Here is a 19,002-nt window from a genome sequence, read left to right on the forward strand (position 1 = left end):
TGCCGGATTTTCGGCAGTTTTTTCTTTTTCCCAAACAAGTGGATAGGCGCATATATTATCCTTATCAGAATAATCAGGGATCTAAGGCTTTTTTTCAGTATCATTCATTTTGGCACGGAACTTGCAAGTATAGATTAACGAGCTAAGTATACAAGGAGGTAACGCAATGCCTATCATGAATGGATTGTACCAGCCAAAAAGACATTGGAAAGAAATTGAGTTATGGAAGGACGTCACAGAAGAGCAGTGGAATGATTGGCTCTGGCAGCTGACGCATACGGTAAGAAATCTTGAAGACTTAAAAAAAGTCGTAAACTTAACGCCTGAAGAAGAGGAAGGCGTTCGTATATCCACCATGACGATTCCTTTAAATATCACCCCGTATTATGCATGGCTGATGGACGAGGATGATCCGCGCTGTCCGATCCGGATGCAGTCCGTACCGATTGGAAAGGAAATCCTGAAAACAAAATATGATCTTGAAGATCCCCTGCATGAGGATGAAGATTCTCCAGTTCCTGGACTGACACATCGTTATCCTGACAGAGTGCTATTCCTGGTAACCAATCAATGCTCCATGTACTGCAGATATTGTACGAGAAGACGTTTCTCCGGACAGATCGGAATGGGTGTACCTAAAAAGCAGCTCGACGCAGCCATTGATTATATTGCAGCGACTCCGCAGGTGAGAGATTGCCTGATTTCTGGAGGAGACGGTTTATTAATCAATGACAACATCCTTGAATATATTCTAAAAAGGCTAAGAGAAATCCCGCATATGGAAATCATTCGGATCGGAACACGTGCTCCTGTCGTGTTCCCGCAGCGAATTACCGAAAATCTGTGCCACATCTTAAAGAAATATCATCCGGTTTGGCTCAACACCCATTTTAATACATCCATTGAAATTACAGAGGAATCCAAAAAGGCATGTGAAATGCTGGCAAATGCCGGTGTACCGGTCGGAAACCAGTCTGTTATCCTGGCTGGTATCAATGACAGCACGCATATTATGAAAAAGCTGATGCACGATCTCGTAAAGATCCGTGTACGCCCTTACTATATTTATCAATGTGACTTATCTGAAGGCATCGGACATTTCCGTGCACCTGTCTCAAAAGGGCTGGAGATCATAGAAGCATTACGTGGCCACACGTCCGGATATGCTGTTCCGACTTTTGTTGTGGATGCACCGGGTGGGGGAGGCAAAATTTCTCTTCAGCCAAATTATTTGATTTCACAGAGCCCTGATAAAGTAATTTTACGAAACTTTGAAGGAGTTATCACGTCTTATCCCGAACCTCAAAACTATAAAGCCGGATTGGCAGATGAGTACTTTAACCAGACCATGGGTATTACAGAGCAGCCGGCCGCAATAGGAATTACAGCACTTATGAAGGATGAGAAATTCAATATCGTTCCTGAAGGCTTAAACCGATTTGACCGAAGAAAAACATACGAAACGAACCCGGAACATGCCACGCTGAAAGATAAACGTGAAAAACGGGACGAAATGAAAGAAAAGAAATTCAAACATGAACTGAAAAAAGAAACAGCCATTCAGGATGATGGCACAGTGAAAGAAGCATAGGAGGCCGCTCATGAAGGAATGCATGTGGTGCAATGATCACTCAGCCAAAGACATTACCAAGACGGGATACTGGGAACTGCATGACGGTACCCGGGCACTTCAAATAAAAGAAATCCCGGCTCTTTATTGCGAGTCTTGCAATATGGAATATCATGAAGATGAAATCGTAGAAGAAATTGAAGATCAGCTTTTATTGATTGATACAAAAAAGCTGAGTCAGGTTTTGACGTTCAAAGAATTAATGGCTCAAGAACGTTTTTTAAAGAAAAATTACTTTAAATCCTATTAAACAAGCATTCAATGAAAAGCAGCGGATTTCCGTTGCTTTTCCATCATGATTGGAAGGAGTGCCTTTCATGGACAAAACAGGAATTATTAAACCGGTGCTGGATGCAAGCTATCCCATGATCAGTCATGGAAAGGGAATCTATTTATATGATGAAAAAGGCAATCGGTATATCGATGGATCCTCAGGAGCCGTAACCGCAAACATCGGCCATGGTGTGGATGAAATCGCGGATGCGATACATGAACAAGCAAAGCAGGTTGCCTTCGTTTACCGTTCGCACTTCACAAGTCTGCCGGCAGAAAAACTTGCAAAGAAGTTAGCAAGTATGACTCCTGGTGACTTGAACTGGACCTTTTTTGTCAACAGCGGATCAGAAGCCACGGAAACCGCATTAAAAGTAGCGATCCAGTACTTCCAGGAACAAGGAATTTACACGAAAACAAAAATACTTTCCCGATGGACCAGCTATCATGGCATAACACTCGGAGCTCTGTCGATGTCCGGCCATCATATGAGAAGAGAACGATTCTCGGAGCTGCTTGAAGATTTCCCGGCTGTTCCCGCACCTTATTGCTACCAATGTCCTTTGCAAAATACATACCCCGGATGCAGATTACAATGTGCTGACGAATTGGAACGTGCAATTGAACAGATTGGGCCTGAAAACATCGCTGCGTTTATTTTTGAACCTATCATTGGCGCTGCAGGCGGCGCGATTGTACCTCCACCGGGCTATTATGAAAAAGTGAAAGAGATCTGTGACAAGTATCATATTTTAACCATCGCTGATGAAGTGATGACGGGGATGGGCAGAACAGGAAAAATGTTTGCTATCGAACACTGGGGAATAGAGCCTGATATTATGACCCTCGGCAAAGGGCTCAGTGCAGGATATACCCCAATGGCGGCAACCGTGGTGTCCGACCGCATTATTAATGTGATACGAAAAGGATCCAGAGTGGTCATGAGCGGGCACACCTTCAGTGCGAACCCTCTTTCTGCTGCGGCATGCTGTGCAGTCATGGATTATATGGATCAACAAAATCTTGTTCAGAATGCCGAGGAACAAGGAGAACGTTTATTAAATGGATTGAAAGAACTGGAGCAAAAATACTCTTTTGTCGGCAATGTTCGCGGTAAAGGTCTCTTATGCGGATTAGAACTTGTCAATGATGCGCTGAACCACGCGCCATTTTCTGTCAGCGACCGTGTAGGGGAAAAGCTGATCTCCATTTGCTTCAACAAAGGACTCATCATATATCCTGCTTTCGGAGGAGTTACCGGATACGAGGGAGATGCTGTGTTAATTTCTCCTCCATTAATTGTTACTTCTTTTCAAGTTTACGAGATATTAAGAATATTGGATGAAAGCTTGCAAGAATTAATGAACCATCTTGTATCTTCAGGAATTGTGATTCATCGAGCAACGAGCTAGAAGAAAGGAGATTAAAACCATGCTGTCCAATACCAATGAAACAACATTAAAAACAAAGCTCATCACGATGGAAGAAGCAGCTGCTCTTTTTTATGATGGCATGTCGCTGATGGTAGGAGGGTTTGGAGGGGTGGGGGCTCCGCCCTGCTTAATCAATGCCATTCTTAACCAAAACATCAAGGATATTTTTATGATCAGCAACGATACCGGCTTTCCTTGGATCGGACCGGGCAAACTGATCACTGAGAAGCGGATCAGCCGTCTTATCGCTTCCCACATCGGTTCCAATCCGGAAGCGGGTAAACAGATGCACGGCGGTGAACTGGCTGTGGAGTTTATTCCTCAGGGCACCCTGGCCGAGAAAATCAGGGCCGGCGGGATGGGCCTTGGCGGAATTTTAGTGGATGTAGGCCTTGGAACGGTCGTTGAATCCGGCAAGCAGAAAGTGGATATTAACTCAGCGACTTATATGGTAGAGCCTGCCCTTACAGCCGATGTTTCTATCGTTTATGCACAAAAAGCCGATACCTATGGAAATTTAGTTTACGATAAAAGCGCGCGGAATACGAATCCTCTCGTGGCTATGGCAGGCAACATAACGATTGCAGAAGTAGAAGAAATCGTACCCGCAGGTGAACTGGATCCGGAAAGTATTATAACGCCTGGTGTCTTCGTGGATTATATCGTTCAAAGCAAGGGGGTGGATTGGGAATGGGTTTGGGAATTGAAACAAGGCACCGAATAGCACGCAGGGCAGCACTTGAAATCGATAGAGGAACGATCGTCAATTTAGGGATCGGCATACCTACGCTAGTTGCGGATTACATCCCGAATGACCACGGTGTCATGCTTCATACAGAGAATGGAATTCTAGGCATGGGCGGATCACCAGAAAAGGGAAAAGAAGACGGCAACCTCTCCAATGCCGGAGGTTATCCAGTCACTTTGATCTCAGGAGCATCCTATTTTGACAGTGCCACAGCTTTTGGCATCATAAGGCGCGGACTTCTGGACATTACCGTATTAGGAGCTTTGGAAGTCAGTGAAAAAGGGGACATCGCCAATTGGATTGTACCCGGAAAAAGGGTGCCGGGCATGGGGGGAGCCATAGACCTTGCACAAAAATCCAAAAAGGTCATCGTTCTTATGAATCACACGGATAAAGAAGGCAATCCAAAGATCGTAAAACAATGCAAATTGCCGCTTACGGTGCAGAAAGGCGCTCACATGATCATTACAGAAAAAGCTGTAATTGACGTGATGGATGGAAAGCTTGTATTAAGAGAAATTATGCATCCCTATACCGTTGATGATGTGGTGAAATCAACGGGTGCTCCTTTAGAAATTCTCGATCAGATCGGAACTTTTCAGTAAAAAACGGCAGGAGGGTGAACATGAAAAAGGAAATTCAAAAGTGGATGGACAGCAAAAAGCCAGAAGCCATCTCATTTTTGCAGAAGATGGTACGTTCGAACAGTGAACAGGGAAAAGAAAAAGAAGTCCAGATGCTAATCGCAGATAAGCTTCAGGATATAGGTCTGGAAGTAGATGTTTGGCATCCGGATGGCGAAGCGTTTCTCCGGCATCCTTATTTTTGTGCGACGAGAACAGATTTCTCAAACAGCCCTAACGTTGCGGGGATTTTAAAAGGAAGCGGAGGAGGACGGTCGATCGTTTTGAACGGGCATGTGGATGTCGTGCCTCCAGGTGATCTCAGCCAATGGGAAAACGATCCCTATAGCGGTGAAATTAAGGACGGAAAACTGTATGGCAGAGGCGCGACAGATATGAAGGGCGGAAATTTATGCCTGCTTCTAGCAATACAATGCTTAAAGGATTTGAACGTTCCGTTAAAAGGAGATGTCATTTTCCATAGTGTAATGGAAGAGGAGAGCGGAGGCGCAGGTACACTTGCCGCTATTCTTAGGGGATATACGGCAGATGCTGCTATCATTCCGGAACCGACGAATATGAAGATATTTCCAAGCCAGCAAGGATCCATGTGGTTCAGGATAAATGTGTACGGCAGATCCGCCCATGGAGGAACAAGATACGAAGGGGTCAGCGCGCTTGAAAAGGCGATGATTGTTGTTAAGGAGCTGCAAGACCTTGAGAAAGCAAGAAATGAAAGAATTACAGATCCTCTCTATCAAAATATTCCTATCCCTGTACCGATTAACTTGGGGAAAATATCAGGCGGGGAATGGCCTTCATCTGTTCCCGATCATATTGTTATTGAAGGGAGAATAGGTGTGGCTCCAAGTGAAACACTTGAGGATGTGAAAGGCGAGCTAGAAAATCGAATGGCGAGCCTCAACGATCAATGGCTTAAAGAACATCCTCCCGCTGTGGAATGGTTTGGAGCACAGTGGCTGCCTGGCTGCATTGAACAAGACCATGATCTCATGAAGCTTTTGTCCAATCGTTTTACTGAAATCTGTCAGAGTGAACCTGTTATTGAAGCATCACCATGGGGAACAGATGGAGGGTTGTTAACATCTGTCGGCCATACACCGAGCATTGTATTCGGGCCTGGAGTAACTTCAGTTGCCCATTATCCGGACGAACATATTGAGCTGGATAAAATTTTTCAGGCAGCTGAAATTATCACTTTAACGATTATGGATTGGTGCGGCGGGATTGAAACAGAAACAAAAGAAAATCTGCTCGTCAAAAAAGATACGTAAAACCTGCTGAGGCGGGTTTTTTTTCTTTAACTGTGGAATGAATGAGAAGTGAAATGATCGGTGATCGGAGGGAGTTTGCTCCAATGAATAGTAAGTGAGGTGATATGCTGTTTCGTGATTAAGGATGAACAATGGGGCGGGCAGGGAGCTGCAAGCATTTCATAAACAAAATTTAATCCAAGAGGAAGCAGAAAGGCCGGAACATGCAGAGGATACGACTGATTCAGCTCGTACGCAGCACCGTATGTAATGCCGAGTTCATAAAGGAGATAGGGTGTTCCTAATTTTGAAACGATAAATGTTCTGTACGCCAAGTATTCGCTTTCATAATATTGAGAGACAATTTGAAACTCATCGTTTTGAATGCTGCATCTCGGTATTTTAAACAAATGGGATCCTGGACTTTTATCGTGCAATCGCTTTATTCCTCCTTTGGTATTTACTCTACATTTCGCCGCCGTAGAATGATTTCCTTTTTCAGCCAAAAAAAAGATGAACAATACTGTTCATCTTTTTAACGAGGGTTGTGCTGTGCTCTTTTAATAAATGAAGCTTCTTCACCGATGACTCCGCAAGCAGCGCACTGCACGAGCCTTTCCGCTCCGTTGTACGGAATATGGAAGGGATCCAAGTCATCAGCATTTTCGTACTGATTGACAACTGAGCCTGTTGACGGATCTAATTTTACAGACTGCGGAACTTGCGCGATCAGATTAAACCTTGTACGATTGGTTTTACAGTTTGGGCATAGATAAGCATTTGACATTGTACATCAACCTCCTGTTCATAGGGTTACCATTGTCAGGAAAATTATGTTACGCATTTATTTTTGACGAATGGAAACAATAGTTATACTCTATATAACAGGAGCTGAAAACATTGGGAAAACAGAAAAAAGGAAATGCCAATGCCCAGCGCAACAACAATGCGAAACAAATGGCACAGCGAAGCGATTCTGAATTTGCTGCTATGGAAGATTCCAGAAGCAGCGGCCATCGCCATGGCAAGAAAACGAAGTAAACTTATTTACAAAATTTAAATATGGCGTTATAATTACAGTCTGCGATGTTAGTAGCTCTTATTTTGTCTTAAACCGATATGAGTAATAAGGGAATCCTAAATGTCTGTTGAATACATCGTGCCTCTCCATTCGTTAGAGGAAGGTGAAAATACAGCTGCGGATACCCACCTGTGAGAACGGGTTTTAAGACAGGATGAGTTACGGCAGAGCGGACATACATAAACAGCTTATTTTACAACTACGTAAAATAAGTTTTTTTTATAAGTTTTTATTTTGTAAATAAAAACTTCATTAATTTCTCAAATATGAAATAAAAATAACTTGGCAGACGAGATGGCCGGGTATGCGGGACGGTGAATGAAATGGTTGATGAAAAACATGAGAAACTATTGCTGATTGATGGGTTTAATTTACTGAGCAGGTGTTATTTTGCTACGGCTTACGGAAAAGAACTTCATCAGCTTCAACGCAACTCTAAAGGGTTGTTTATAAATGGTCTGCGCGCTAAAATTCAAAAATTGCTGCAATTGTTGAGGATCCACACACCGACTCACTTAGCCATCGCTTGGGATGTAAAAAGAAATGAAACGCTGCGCAAACAGAAATATCAAGATTACAAGGGAACCAGGAATGAATTGCCGGAACCATTGATCCAGCAATATGAAACAGCAGTTTCCCTATTTAATAGCTTAGGTATTCCTCAGTTTACGGTTCCAAAATATGAAGCCGACGATATCATTGGGACGTTTGTTCAAAAATGGAGAGATGAAAAAGACGGGGAATGCATCATTTACAGTAACGACAGGGACCTGCTTCAGCTGCTATGCGGAAAAACATCTCAGCTTATCGCTGCAAAGAAGGGTGAAACCAAGTATACGCTGACTCATTTTCACTCAGACTATGGCATTGAACCGTCTCAATGGGTGGATGTAAAAGCACTGTTAGGGGATAAGAGCGATAATATTCCCGGTGTTGCCGGTGTAGGTGAAAAGGCAGCTCTGCCTCTCATTCAGCAGTATGGAAATGTTGAGGGCATCTATCATAAGGTAGATGAACTGGACGAGAAATACAAAAGGTATTTCAAAAAGCTTCAGCTTGGAAGAGAAATGGCGTTCCTTAGCAAGGATCTTTGCAAAATATATACAGATGTTCCGGATATTCTTGAGCTTGATTTTGATCAGATACAGATCAAAGTAGATAAATCAAAATTGTTGGACGAGCTTACTGAGCTTGAGATAAATGTAAGAGTGGGTTAAGAATTTACCCACTCTTTTGTTTTTCTCTTCTTTAAAAATTTAGCAAATGGAAATTCAGCAGCGATCATTCCTGCAAGGATAAGGATACATCTTGTGATCCCTTTCGCACCAAGGGTTTCATTTGCCCAAACATAAGCTGTCAGAGCACCGAAAACGGGCTCGAGAGCAAAAATGAGAGCCACACGGGCTGGAGTAGTGTAGCCTTGAAAATAGGTTTGTGCTAAAAACGCGAGAGCTGTAGCAAAAATAGCAGTGACGACCAGAGCTGTTATCACTTCCTTTTGGAGCATGATGTCCCACTTGAAAGCGGGTTTCCAGTTTTCAATGGAGAGCGATGTGATCATGCTCAGGAATGAGACGGTTGCCAGCTGAATGAGTGTTAACCATAAAACGGGGGCACCGGAAGCGAATTTAGCAGTCATCACAATATGCATACCAAATGAAAATGCACATAGCAGGACGAAAAAGTCGCCTTTATTCATAGCTAAGCCGCTTCCTCCTGTTAGTAGATACAGACCAGCTACTGCCATTATTACACTGATTGCAGAGGAGAGATTCAGCCTTTGTTTTAATAAAAAGACGGCCATAAGGGGAACGACAACCACACTCAATCCCGTGATGAACGCAGTCTTCGACGATGTCGTGTAGACTAATCCGACAGTTTGAAATCCATATCCCAGGTATAGCCAGAAGCCGAGTGAGATCCCTTTATGCCAGATGCGTTTACTCTTGAGAAACTGCTTCTTGTCAGGTGCAGCAAAAACGATCCAGCCTCCCAATATTATAGCAGCCAAAAAAAAACGGATACTGTTAAATGCAAACGGAGGGAGGAAGGCAACCGCGTTTTGAACGATGACAAATGTTGTTCCCCACACCAATGCAACAAGAAGAAGACCGGTATCTGCTATTTTTCTTTTCATTGCACTTCATTGAGCTGGACAGCTTTTCGAGCAAGATCATCCGCCACCTTATTTTGTTTGCTCGGTATCCATTTCAGGAAGAACAACTGCAGCTGATCAATCATATGTAAGGCTTCCTGCAATAAGGGATCATATCGTTTGTCTTTGGCAAACCGTTTTTCTACCGCTCTTTCCACCGCTTGAGAATCGGTCCTGAATGAAACCGGGTCATAGTTCTTTTCCACACAAATCGTTAAAGCAAGAAGCAGGCTGCGGAATTCCGCTTCATGATTGGATAAGCTTCCGAGCGGAATGCTGTGTTTTTCAACCGTTCCATTTCCTAGTTTAATAAAGATGCCTGCCCCGGAAGGACCCGGATCTCCTGCGCTTGCTCCGTCAATATACACTTCGATCAATCCGATCCCCTCCTGTTTTTTTCTATTATAGCGAAATGGGATACAATAAGAAATGAGATATTACAAATTCAGGGAGGACCTGCGATGAAAGTTACGTTGGAATGGGAATATAAGCCCTCAAGATCAAAGAATATGATACGGTTTGTTTCAGATCCCGTGACGGTGGCGCAAGCGGTTCAGCTTGCTGCTGACATTGAAAGAACAGGCCGTCTTGGAAATCTTACGTTTCTTGATGAAACTGGTGTTTATTGGTCTAAAAAAGAACTTCAAAAAATGGTGGCTGTTATTGAGACAGAACCATCGGATATCACAGCGTTTTTTGATGGCGGGTTTCAAAAAGATGAGCTTTTATCCGGGCAGGGAACAGCAGTTTATTACAAACAATCGAATAAAAATTACCGGGTACGCTCCAATGCCTCTTACCATATGATTGAATCGAATAATGAATCGGAATATGCGGCGCTTTGGCTGCTTTTAAATGAACTGGAACGTCTGGGTGTACAGCGGACACCGGTAACGATTAAAGGGGATTCGATGGTGGTTATTCAGCAAATGAGCGGGGAATGGCCTTGTTACGAAAAAAATCTGCAAAAATGGATGGACAAAATTGAAGAAAAACTGAAAATACTCGGAATCAAACCATCCTATGAGTTAATCTCCCGGAAAGAAAATAAAGAGGCAGATTCCCTTGCGACACAGGCACTTCACAAGAACATGATCCATGGTAAAAAAGAAATCATTGATTAATGGTATTTTTGACTGATACAATTTACATGAATCTTCAAAGAATAGGATGGGATGCAATTGTCTCAGTTTTCAATCGAGGAATACTTCCGGTACCTGGCTTCAAAGGGGATTAAATTAAAAGAAAGTGATACTGCATTTATTGAATTCGGTAAGCACTTTACTGGAATGAGTGATTATATGGTCAGCGTCGCCATTGAAATTACGTTAAAAATCCAAAGAGAGTTCGACGGAAGCTACTATATTGCTCTTTTAGAGGAATTTAAGCAGAATGAAATTAAAACAAAAAGAAAAGCGTATACATATGTGAATGATCTTGAAGAAGAGGTTAACGTTTCTTATTCATAAAAAAAAGCCGGATATCCGGCTTTTATTGTTTTAATGCTTCATTGATCTGCTGTTCGCAGCGTTCTAATGTTTCACGGGCATTCTCCAAAAACATGCCATCCATTCCTGTCTGGTTGTTCATCATGGCATCGTAATGCTCTTTAGCAGTATTCAGCGCTTCTTTGGCTGCATGAAGCTGGCCGGGATCCATACTCATCGTAGCATGTCCGATGATTCGTTGTGCACTCTGAATGGTCATGTCTACCTGTTTAAGATCGTTATACGGTTCTGACATATAATTCACCTACCTGTTTTACTTTTAGTATGTCTTTTGGAACAAACTTTTATAATGAGAAAGGAAAAATTCAATGGAAAGAAAAATTATTGAAGCTGCCGAGCGGTACGTTCAAGAAACTTTGCGCGGGGAAGGCAGCGGCCATGATTGGTGGCATATATACAGGGTGAATAAACTAGCTCTTACCATTGCAGAAAAAGAAGGTGCGGATCCCTTTGTCTGCAGCTTGGCAGCACTCCTGCATGACATAGCAGATGAAAAATTTAATGCATCTGAAAAAGCAGGACTTGTAAAGGTATCCTTATGGCTAACCAAGCATGAGGTAACAAACCCCGAAAAGCAACATGTTCTTGAGATCATTTCAACCATGTCATTTAAAGGCGGAAATTCAACAGGGATGAAGACAATTGAGGGAATGGCAGTCCAGGATGCCGATCGTTTGGATGCCCTTGGTGCGATCGGCATCGCAAGAACTTTTGCGTATTCCGGGCATGTCGGACAAATGATCTATGACCCGGATATTCCTGTACGGAACACAATGACAAAAAGTGAATACCGAAATGGAGTGTCAACTGCTATCAACCATTTTTATGAAAAACTGCTGACATTGAAAGACCGAATGAATACAGAGCATGGAAAAAAACTTGCAGAGAGCAGACATCAACAGATGGTATCGTATCTAGATGTGTTTTTTTCTGAGTGGGAAGGCATCCGATAATAAACCCTATAAACAAAGGAGGCTCATTCTAAAAGAATGGAGCCTCCTTTGTTAAAGCTTATTCGGCAGGGCGCGGACCTGGATCGAGCCCATCTTTTGAAACGGTCATCGCAGGACGGATTTCAGCATCTTGCTCAACCCTTACCTGACAAGATAAACGAATCCCCTCGCCTAACCCTTTCGTTTCAATGATATTCCGTTCAAATTCGTTCATCTCACCCAGGTCACCGGAGACAACCTCTACCCGGCAGGTTGTACACTTTGCTTTCCCGCCGCAGCGGTGAAGAATATCCACTCCATTGTCTTCAAGTCCGATTACAAGTTTTTTTCCATTTTCAATTTCATAATCACCAAAACCCTGTACAGTGATTTTTGCCATGAATCTCAATTCCTCCTTTTAGAATTGCAAGATCAAATCCTTTCTATTATACGATAAACTAATCTCGGTAAAAACAAAATTTAGGATAAACTAAATCGATAGGACGACAAGAATGTTTCCATTTTATAAATGATTTTATGTAAAATGATAATATGTACGTATTTTACAGGGGGTACCTTACACATGACAAAGGAAGTCAAGCATAAGTCCGACATTGAAATCGCACAAAAAGCGAACATGCTTCGAATTGAAGAGATCGCCGCTCAATTGAATATTCAAGAAGAAGACTGGGAACCTTATGGGCGCTATAAGGCAAAACTTTCACTGGGTTTGTTCGACAAACTCAAAACGAAGCAGGAGGGTAAGGTTGTACTCGTAACATCCATCAATCCAACTCCTGCTGGTGAGGGTAAATCAACGGTAACGGTAGGCCTTGGACAGGCTCTTAACCGAATCGGAGAAAAAGCCATTATTGCTCTAAGAGAACCTTCGCTTGGCCCTAGTATGGGACTTAAAGGCGGTGCAGCTGGAGGGGGATACTCCCAAGTTATTCCGATGGAAGATATCAATCTTCACTTTACTGGCGACATTCATGCGATTACAACTGCCAATAACGCTTTGGCAGCAGTCATCGATAATCACATCCACCGCGGGAATGAACTGAACATTGATCCTCGGAAAATTGTGTGGAAGCGTGTTCTCGATATGAATGACAGAGCACTTCGGAAAATTGTCATCGGTCTTGGCGGACCCGTGCAGGGTGTGCCGCGTGAGGATGGATTTGATATTACAGTAGCTTCTGAAGTCATGGCCATCTTTTGTCTTGCCAAAGATCTGGATGACTTGAAGAAGAAACTTTCCAGAATGGTTGTTGGCTATACCTATGAAAATAAACCCGTTACCGTTTCCGATTTAAAAGTAGAAGGTGCACTGACCCTGCTTTTAAAAGATGCGATCAGACCTAATCTCGTTCAAACGCTTGAAAATACTCCAGCTATTATTCATGGAGGCCCGTTCGCCAATATTGCCCACGGATGCAACAGCATCATCGCGACAAAGTTAGCCAGCAAACTTGGAGATTATGTTGTAACAGAAGCAGGGTTCGGTGCTGATCTCGGGGCGGAGAAGTTTTTAAACATAAAAGCCCGCTATGCTGATCTGAAACCCAGTGCAGTCGTAATCGTCGCTACAGCACGTGCATTGAAGATGCATGGAGGACAGAATAAAAATCAATTGTCAACGGAAGATCTTAAAGCATTGGCTGATGGAATGGCCAATCTTGAAAAACATATTGAAACGATCCAGGCATTTGGGGTACCTTTTGTGGTAGCTGTCAACCGTTTTGTGTCCGATCATGATTCTGAAATTCAGTATATCTTGAAGTGGTGCAGCGAGAAGAATATACCTGTTGAACTATCCGATGTTTGGCTGAAAGGCGGAGAAGGCGGTGAAGAGCTGGCAAGAAAAGTACTCGATATTATCGAGAATGGAACCAATGAGTATCAGCCGTTGTATACACTGGATCAGCCACTTGAAGAAAAAATCATAACGATTGCCGAGAAAGTGTATGGTGCAAGCGGGGTTCAGTTTTCACCAAAAGCGTTGACACAGCTTCAAGAGTTTGAACTTCAAGGCTGGTCAACCCTTCCTGTCTGTATGGCCAAAACCCAGTATTCACTTTCTGATGATCCGAAAAGACTTGGACGACCTGAGGAATTTGTGATCACTATTCGTGAATTAAAGGCATCAATTGGAGCAGGCTTCATTGTGGCACTGACCGGAGATGTGATGACGATGCCGGGATTGCCGAAAGCACCTGCAGCATTGAATATGGATGTTACAGAAGACGGGAAAGCAGTGGGATTGTTTTAAAAGAGAAGCAGGTTTGGTATACTTAGCGGAGGGGAGGCTGCACATTATGAAACCATTGCAAATTTCAGCAGAAACAGCTCTCATGCTGTCCAAGAAGCTGAATGTTCCGCTTGAACAGATTATGCATATGCCTCAGCATATTTTAATAAAGAAACTCATGGAAATTTCTGAGGAAGAAGAGACAAAAAAGGAAGAATAAAAGGCGGAAACCTACTTTACGGATTAAAAGTAGGTTTCTATTTTTCGATGTTAACGTCCATACTATTATAAAAAGAACAAAGGAATTGAGCTGCGATGGAAAATAAATTAAGAGCCGGAGAGGTATTTACATTAAAAGTTGAACGGTTGAGCGATTTCGGCTATTTTTTAAGCCTTGGAACGGAAGAAGTTATGCTGCATAAAAGAGAAGCTTCTAAAGAGCTGAATGAAGGAGAAACGGTCGAAGTATTTTTATACCAGGATCATGAAGGCAGATTGGCAGCAACCATGATCCAGCCAAAAGTCCGCCTGGATACATTGGCATGGCTCAAGGTCGTTGGCTCTACGAAACGATTGGGTGTATTCCTGGACATTGGCATACATAAGGATGTATTGCTGTCAAACGATGATCTGCCCGGCCCTTTAGAGCAGTGGCCTGTAATTGGAGACCAATTGTACTGCGGTCTTCGCCTGGATAAGAAGGGAAGGCTGTTTGCAGACCTTGCGAATGAACAGGAAATTGTTGAACAGGCAGAATCTGCGAATGAAAGCCATTTTAATCAAATGGTTACTGGACATGTGTACAAGCTCAATGATTCAGGAGCATTAATCTTTACAGAGAACAGTCTGATCGGCTTTATCCATCAAGATGAAATGAGCCACCGGCTCCGCCTCGGTGAGCGGGTAGAATGCCGCGTCACATTCATAAGGGAAGATGGAAGAGTAAATCTTTCGATGAAGCCGAGGAAAGAACAAGCATATAGTGAGGATGCCGAAAAAATCTACACCTATCTAAAAGCAAATAAAGGCCAGATGCCTTATACGGATAAATCCAGTCCGGATGAGATTAAAAATGAATTTGATATAAGCAAGGCGGCATTTAAACGGGCCCTGGGCAAATTGATCAAAGAAAATAAAATCAAGCAAGAGAACGGAAAAACGTACCTTAAGATTTAGAATGTTCATTCAACAACATGGACTAACAGAGTTTTTTTTATAAAGCATGCAGAAGATAAACGGTCTGCATGCTTTTACTTTTGCCCTGATGATGGTTAGCGTTCATGAAATACGGAAATATTAGGGGGGTATTATTTATTTTTCAGGAGGTTGCTGTATTGAAAGATCATAAGCTTGGCCTGTGGGTATTGACGGCCCTGGTTGTTGGAAACATGGTAGGTTCAGGGATATTTATGCTCCCTCGGTCTTTAGCTGAGGTTGCAAGTCCTGGAGGTGTACTTGGTGCATGGATCCTGACGGGTGCCGGTGTGCTTCTAACCGCATTGGTATTTGGAAACCTTGCACTTAGGAAGCCATCATTAAATGGTGGGCCACAGAATTATGCACAAGCCTTGTTTAAGGAAGGAACAGAGTCATCTTTAATTGCCGGCTATTTGGTCGGATGGGGTTACTGGGTAGCGAACTGGGCTGGAAATGTTGCAATCATAACAACGTTCGCCAGTTACCTGTCAACGTTTTTTCCGGTTATGACGAGCAAGCAGCATCTTTTTAATGTTGGATCAGCTTCAATCCGCCTCGGGGGAGCCATAACTTTTCTGGTTTGCTCGGCTTTTTTATGGGGACTCCACTTTGCCATTCTAAAGGGAATAGAAGGAGCCGGTAAAGCAAACCTTATTGCAACCATAGCTAAAGTAGTTGGTTTCTTATTTTTTATTATCATCTGTCTGTTTGCTTTTAAGTCCAGCAATCTCATCCCTTTTATCGAAACGAAAATTGACAGCAATACCGGAGAAACAACCGGATTTCTTGGACAGTTGAACGGTGCTGCGATTGCAACCCTTTGGGCTTTTGTTGGAGTGGAATCCGCCGTAGTGTTTTCAAATCGTGCCAGAAAACAAAACGATGTCAAAAAAGCAACCATTCTTGGACTTCTTATTGCACTCATAATTTATATTGGAATCACCGTGCTTGTCATGGGAACTCTTCAGCAAAAAGAACTGATCCATTCCCAAAAGCCACTGGTCGATGCGCTTGAAAGTGTCGTTGGACCTTCAGGAAGCAGTATTATGGCACTTCTTGGCATCGTATCATTATTTGGAGCGACAATCGGATGGATCTTGCTCGCTGCAGAAGTACCTTATCAAGCAGCTAATAAATCTATGTTCATCCCTGCTTTTTCTAAGGAAAACAGATATGGAGCACCTTCATTCTCATTAACAGTAACAAATATCATGACACAGCTTTTTATCTTTTCAGTTGTTTCCCAGTCGATGGCTGAAGCTTTTGACTTTGTCATATTTGTTGCTACCTTGGCTTTTCTGGTCCCATATTTAATGGCTTCGCTTTATCAGATCAAATTGGTCATTCTGGGCGATACCTATGAAAACAACAATAAAAACAGATACAGTGATGGCCTCATTGCTGTTTTAGCGGCTATATACTCCTTATGGGTCATAAAAGCAGGAACCGCCGATATAAAAACCTTCCTCTTCGGCATGGTGCTTCTTGTATCAGGAATCATTTTTTATCCGATGGTAAGGAAGCATTTTTGGAAGAAAGAAAAAGGGGCTGTCCAGAAAGTCGAAAATTGACCTTCAGGCAGCCCCTTTTTGGCTTGAAAAATCTTCAATGAAAAGTTAATTGAAGTGGAAGATGCGAGACTCCTCGAAAATGAACTTCACATTTTCTTCGTGCGATAAAAAGCTGCCGAAGCTTTCCTTGTCCTGCGGGACTAGCGTGACAGGTGAGCTCCCGCCGGTNCTTGCACCAAAATGTAGGCGTTCACGCCGGTAAGGCTCACCGCACGCCCCGCGGAAAGCGAGCAGCCTGGAACGGAAATCAACAGCTTACAGACTTCTTGGACAGCCCCTCTTTCATTTGTTATATTTTAAGCATTATCTCGGAGACCGATTCCGGTATTGACCTTGACTACGATTTCATCGAATTTGCCATCATCAGATTTATTAGAGGAAAGAAGGGTACCTGCAATTGCACCAATGAATCCGAGTGGAATTGAAACAATACCCGGATTTGCTAATGGGAAGACAGGTTCCCCGACCAAAATCGCCATCCCTGCTTCTGGAGACCAAACGCTTGGGCTTAGAGCTACTAAAATAAGTGAGCTTAAGAGCCCAACCAGCATTCCAGAAATGGCTCCGGCTGTATTGAAGCGCTTCCAAAATACAGTGAATAATAGAATGGGAAGGTTCGCGCTGGCAGCTACAGCAAAAGCAAGTGAAACGAGAAAAGCTACGTTTAATTTTTGTGCAAATAACGCGAGGATAATGGACAAGATGGCTACCCCAATGGAAGACCAACGGGCAGCTTTCATCTGTTCTTTTTCAGTGGCTTCGCCTTTCCGTAAGATTTGACTGTAAAAATCATGGGCGAATGCTGAAGCAGCTGAAAGGACTAGACCAGCAACTACTGCCAGAATGGTAGCGAAAGCAACTGCAGATACAAAAGCAAACAAGAAATCTCCCCCAAGCGCTTTTGCAAGCAGTGGGGCAGCCATATTTCCGGCGGCATTTGCTTTTATGATAGAATCAGTTCCAACGAAAGCAGCAGCTCCAAAACCAAGAAAGATTGTCATAATATAAAAGATACCAATCATCCATGTCGCATAAACGACTGACTTTCTTGCGGTTGGTGCATCCTTTACAGTAAAAAAGCGAATAAGTATGTGGGGAAGTCCTGCCGTTCCCAGAACGAGTGCCAGATTCAGAGAGATAGTGTCCAGAGGATCTTTGTATTTGTTTCCTGGATGGAGAAAACTCTCACCTAATGGGGTGGCTGTTTTTATATGTTCAAACATACCCGTGATGCTGTAGCCGAATTTTGCAAATACCATCAGAGAGATAATGAAAGTACCTGCCATCAGCAGTACCGCTTTTACAATCTGAACCCAGCTTGTCGCCATCATTCCTCCAAACACCACATAGACTGTCATAAGCACACCAACAATTAGAACAGAAGTTGTATACTCTATGTCGAGTAATAAGGTAATCAGCGCGCCCGCACCGACCAATTGAGCAATCATGTAAAAGATTGAAATAGTGATGGTGTTTAACGCAGCCACACCCCGGACTTTTTTATCATTAAACCTAGCCGCAATCATATCAGCCATTGTATATTTCCCCAGATTTCTCAAAGGCTCAGCCACGAGATAGAGGACAACAAGGTAAGCCACAAGAAAGCCGATGGAATAAAAAAAGCCATCAAAACCCGAAAGTGCAATAGACCCGGCAATCCCGAGGAAAGATGCTGCTGACATGTAGTCCCCTGCGATCGCGAAGCCATTCTGCCAGCCTGTCAGTCCACTGCTGGCTGTATAGAAATCATTGGCTGTATTTGTGCGTTTCGCTGCAAAATAAGTAATCACAAGGGTAAGTGCCACAATTGCTATAAATAGCATAAAAGCTGTATTCATTTTCTGTCAGCCTCCTTTAAAGACTGACGTATAATCTCATCTGCTTGTTTGTCAAAAGCAACCGCTCGTTTAGAATAAAGGCTGCATAATACCCATGTCATAATAAATTGTGAAAAAGCAAAAACCCAGGCCCAGCTAATTTCACCGAATGCAGAAGTATTAAGAATTGTAGAGTATGAGGTCATGATAGGGAGAGTAAAATAAAAAACAAAGAAGAAAATGGACATCGGAAGAAGAAATTTCTTTTTTGCTTGAAGTAATTGTTTAAAGGACGCAGAAGAAGCAATCTTGGAATAATTAATATTTTTGTTTTCAGATTTTTTCTCTGCTAACACTCTATCCCCTCCTGAGCCTGAGCGGGTATATTGTTTAACATCATGCAACACTCCTTTTTGTTTTTTTCTGAAAATTAAATCATTTCCATTATATAAAAATTACGGCTTATTATCTAGCTTTTTAAAAGATATAAGTTGATGTTAGCTTAAGGT

The 19,002-nt window shown here is 42.8% G+C and carries 23 protein-coding genes and 1 other RNA gene; 16 read left to right on the forward strand and 8 right to left on the reverse strand.

Going from position 1 to position 19,002, the window contains the following annotated elements; genetic code table 11:
• Positions 1-172: 172 nt before the first annotated feature.
• The 6 genes from ablA to AR335_RS03505 all read left to right on the forward strand — a co-directional run bounded on the left by ablA (position 173) and on the right by AR335_RS03505 (position 6,002).
• Positions 173-1,591, forward strand: a complete 1,419-nt coding sequence (gene ablA, locus AR335_RS03480) for a lysine 2,3-aminomutase (protein WP_062232555.1) — start codon at positions 173-175, stop codon at positions 1,589-1,591.
• Positions 1,592-1,601: 10 nt separating this feature from the next.
• Positions 1,602-1,880: a YokU family protein gene (locus AR335_RS03485; protein ID WP_053354352.1), complete on the forward strand. Its 279-nt coding sequence runs from the start codon at positions 1,602-1,604 to the stop codon at positions 1,878-1,880.
• Positions 1,881-1,947: 67 nt separating this feature from the next.
• Complete coding sequence (locus tag AR335_RS03490) at positions 1,948-3,315, forward strand: aspartate aminotransferase family protein (RefSeq protein ID WP_062232035.1); 1,368 nt, start codon at positions 1,948-1,950, stop codon at positions 3,313-3,315.
• 19 nt (positions 3,316-3,334) lie between these two features.
• Positions 3,335-4,060 carry a CoA transferase subunit A gene (locus tag AR335_RS03495; protein WP_062232037.1) on the forward strand — a complete coding sequence of 242 codons (726 nt, stop codon included), beginning with the start codon at positions 3,335-3,337 and terminating at the stop codon, positions 4,058-4,060.
• Complete coding sequence (locus tag AR335_RS03500; protein ID WP_062232039.1) at positions 4,027-4,689, forward strand: 3-oxoacid CoA-transferase subunit B; 663 nt, start codon at positions 4,027-4,029, stop codon at positions 4,687-4,689. The genes AR335_RS03495 and AR335_RS03500 overlap by 34 nt, the downstream gene beginning before the upstream one ends.
• A gap of 20 nt (positions 4,690-4,709) precedes the next feature.
• Entirely contained in the window at positions 4,710-6,002 is a 1,293-nt protein-coding gene (locus AR335_RS03505; RefSeq protein ID WP_062232041.1) for a peptidase, read from the forward strand.
• Positions 6,003-6,028: 26 nt separating this feature from the next.
• Here the strand turns inward: AR335_RS03505 and AR335_RS03510 are convergent, their stop codons facing one another.
• Positions 6,029-6,418 carry a hypothetical protein gene (locus AR335_RS03510; protein WP_062232044.1) on the reverse strand — a complete coding sequence of 130 codons (390 nt, stop codon included), beginning with the start codon at positions 6,416-6,418 and terminating at the stop codon, positions 6,029-6,031.
• 98 nt (positions 6,419-6,516) lie between these two features.
• Positions 6,517-6,768 (reverse strand): hypothetical protein, encoded by a 252-nt coding sequence (locus AR335_RS03515; protein ID WP_062232046.1) that lies wholly within the window; start codon positions 6,766-6,768, stop codon positions 6,517-6,519.
• 113 nt (positions 6,769-6,881) lie between these two features.
• Between AR335_RS03515 and AR335_RS24640 the strand changes: the two genes are divergently transcribed.
• From AR335_RS24640 to AR335_RS03525, 3 genes are all read left to right on the forward strand, one after another.
• Positions 6,882-7,022, forward strand: a complete 141-nt coding sequence (locus AR335_RS24640; protein WP_197275459.1) for a hypothetical protein — start codon at positions 6,882-6,884, stop codon at positions 7,020-7,022.
• 34 nt (positions 7,023-7,056) lie between these two features.
• Positions 7,057-7,242: non-coding RNA, 6S RNA (gene ssrS, locus AR335_RS03520), on the forward strand.
• A 143-nt stretch (positions 7,243-7,385) separates the two neighbouring features.
• Positions 7,386-8,279 carry a 5'-3' exonuclease gene (locus tag AR335_RS03525; RefSeq protein ID WP_062232048.1) on the forward strand — a complete coding sequence of 298 codons (894 nt, stop codon included), beginning with the start codon at positions 7,386-7,388 and terminating at the stop codon, positions 8,277-8,279.
• Here the strand turns inward: AR335_RS03525 and AR335_RS03530 are convergent.
• Both AR335_RS03530 and AR335_RS03535 read right to left on the reverse strand, forming a co-directional pair.
• On the reverse strand, positions 8,276-9,199 hold the full coding sequence (locus AR335_RS03530; protein ID WP_062232049.1) for a DMT family transporter: 924 nt from the start codon (positions 9,197-9,199) through the stop codon (positions 8,276-8,278). The two genes, AR335_RS03525 and AR335_RS03530, sit on opposite strands and share 4 nt — an antisense overlap.
• Positions 9,196-9,594, reverse strand: a complete 399-nt coding sequence (locus tag AR335_RS03535; RefSeq protein WP_053354343.1) for a reverse transcriptase-like protein — start codon at positions 9,592-9,594, stop codon at positions 9,196-9,198. Before AR335_RS03535 ends, AR335_RS03530 begins: the two co-directional genes overlap by 4 nt.
• Positions 9,595-9,678: 84 nt before the next feature.
• Here AR335_RS03535 and AR335_RS03540 point away from each other — a divergent pair, with 84 nt between their 5' ends.
• Positions 9,679-10,341, forward strand: a complete 663-nt coding sequence (locus tag AR335_RS03540) for a reverse transcriptase-like protein (RefSeq protein WP_062232051.1) — start codon at positions 9,679-9,681, stop codon at positions 10,339-10,341.
• 57 nt (positions 10,342-10,398) lie between these two features.
• Positions 10,399-10,686: a DUF6123 family protein gene (locus AR335_RS03545; protein ID WP_231689119.1), complete on the forward strand. Its 288-nt coding sequence runs from the start codon at positions 10,399-10,401 to the stop codon at positions 10,684-10,686.
• A gap of 22 nt (positions 10,687-10,708) precedes the next feature.
• Here the strand turns inward: AR335_RS03545 and AR335_RS03550 are convergent, their stop codons facing one another.
• Complete coding sequence (locus AR335_RS03550; protein ID WP_062232053.1) at positions 10,709-10,960, reverse strand: DUF2564 family protein; 252 nt, start codon at positions 10,958-10,960, stop codon at positions 10,709-10,711.
• 73 nt (positions 10,961-11,033) lie between these two features.
• On the opposite strand from AR335_RS03550, the gene AR335_RS03555 reads away from it, so the two are divergent.
• Complete coding sequence (locus tag AR335_RS03555) at positions 11,034-11,678, forward strand: HD domain-containing protein (RefSeq protein ID WP_062232055.1); 645 nt, start codon at positions 11,034-11,036, stop codon at positions 11,676-11,678.
• Between the two features lie 58 nt (positions 11,679-11,736).
• On the opposite strand, the gene AR335_RS03560 is transcribed toward AR335_RS03555, so the two are convergent.
• Positions 11,737-12,057, reverse strand: coding sequence for a 2Fe-2S iron-sulfur cluster-binding protein (locus AR335_RS03560; RefSeq protein WP_062232057.1), 321 nt, complete (start codon positions 12,055-12,057; stop codon positions 11,737-11,739).
• Between the two features lie 183 nt (positions 12,058-12,240).
• Here AR335_RS03560 and AR335_RS03565 point away from each other — a divergent pair, with 183 nt between their 5' ends.
• The 4 genes from AR335_RS03565 (at position 12,241) to AR335_RS03575 (ending at position 16,676) form a co-directional block, all read left to right on the forward strand.
• Complete coding sequence (locus AR335_RS03565) at positions 12,241-13,929, forward strand: formate--tetrahydrofolate ligase (protein WP_062232059.1); 1,689 nt, start codon at positions 12,241-12,243, stop codon at positions 13,927-13,929.
• A 46-nt stretch (positions 13,930-13,975) separates the two neighbouring features.
• Entirely contained in the window at positions 13,976-14,128 is a 153-nt protein-coding gene (locus tag AR335_RS22900; protein WP_082315907.1) for a YycC family protein, read from the forward strand.
• A gap of 95 nt (positions 14,129-14,223) precedes the next feature.
• Positions 14,224-15,084, forward strand: a complete 861-nt coding sequence (locus AR335_RS03570) for a CvfB family protein (protein WP_062232061.1) — start codon at positions 14,224-14,226, stop codon at positions 15,082-15,084.
• A gap of 158 nt (positions 15,085-15,242) precedes the next feature.
• Complete coding sequence (locus AR335_RS03575) at positions 15,243-16,676, forward strand: amino acid permease (RefSeq protein ID WP_234293176.1); 1,434 nt, start codon at positions 15,243-15,245, stop codon at positions 16,674-16,676.
• A gap of 296 nt (positions 16,677-16,972) precedes the next feature.
• Here AR335_RS03575 and AR335_RS03580 read toward each other — a convergent pair whose 3' ends face one another.
• Positions 16,973-18,514 carry a solute symporter family protein gene (locus AR335_RS03580; protein WP_062232064.1) on the reverse strand — a complete coding sequence of 514 codons (1,542 nt, stop codon included), beginning with the start codon at positions 18,512-18,514 and terminating at the stop codon, positions 16,973-16,975.
• Positions 18,511-18,849, reverse strand: a complete 339-nt coding sequence (locus tag AR335_RS03585) for a DUF485 domain-containing protein (RefSeq protein ID WP_053354333.1) — start codon at positions 18,847-18,849, stop codon at positions 18,511-18,513. The genes AR335_RS03580 and AR335_RS03585 overlap by 4 nt, the downstream gene beginning before the upstream one ends.
• Positions 18,850-19,002: the final 153 nt, after the last annotated feature.

Source organism: Fictibacillus sp. FJAT-27399 (assembly GCF_001510655.1).
Taxonomy (GTDB): domain Bacteria; phylum Bacillota; class Bacilli; order Bacillales; family Fictibacillaceae; genus Fictibacillus_C; species Fictibacillus_C marinisediminis.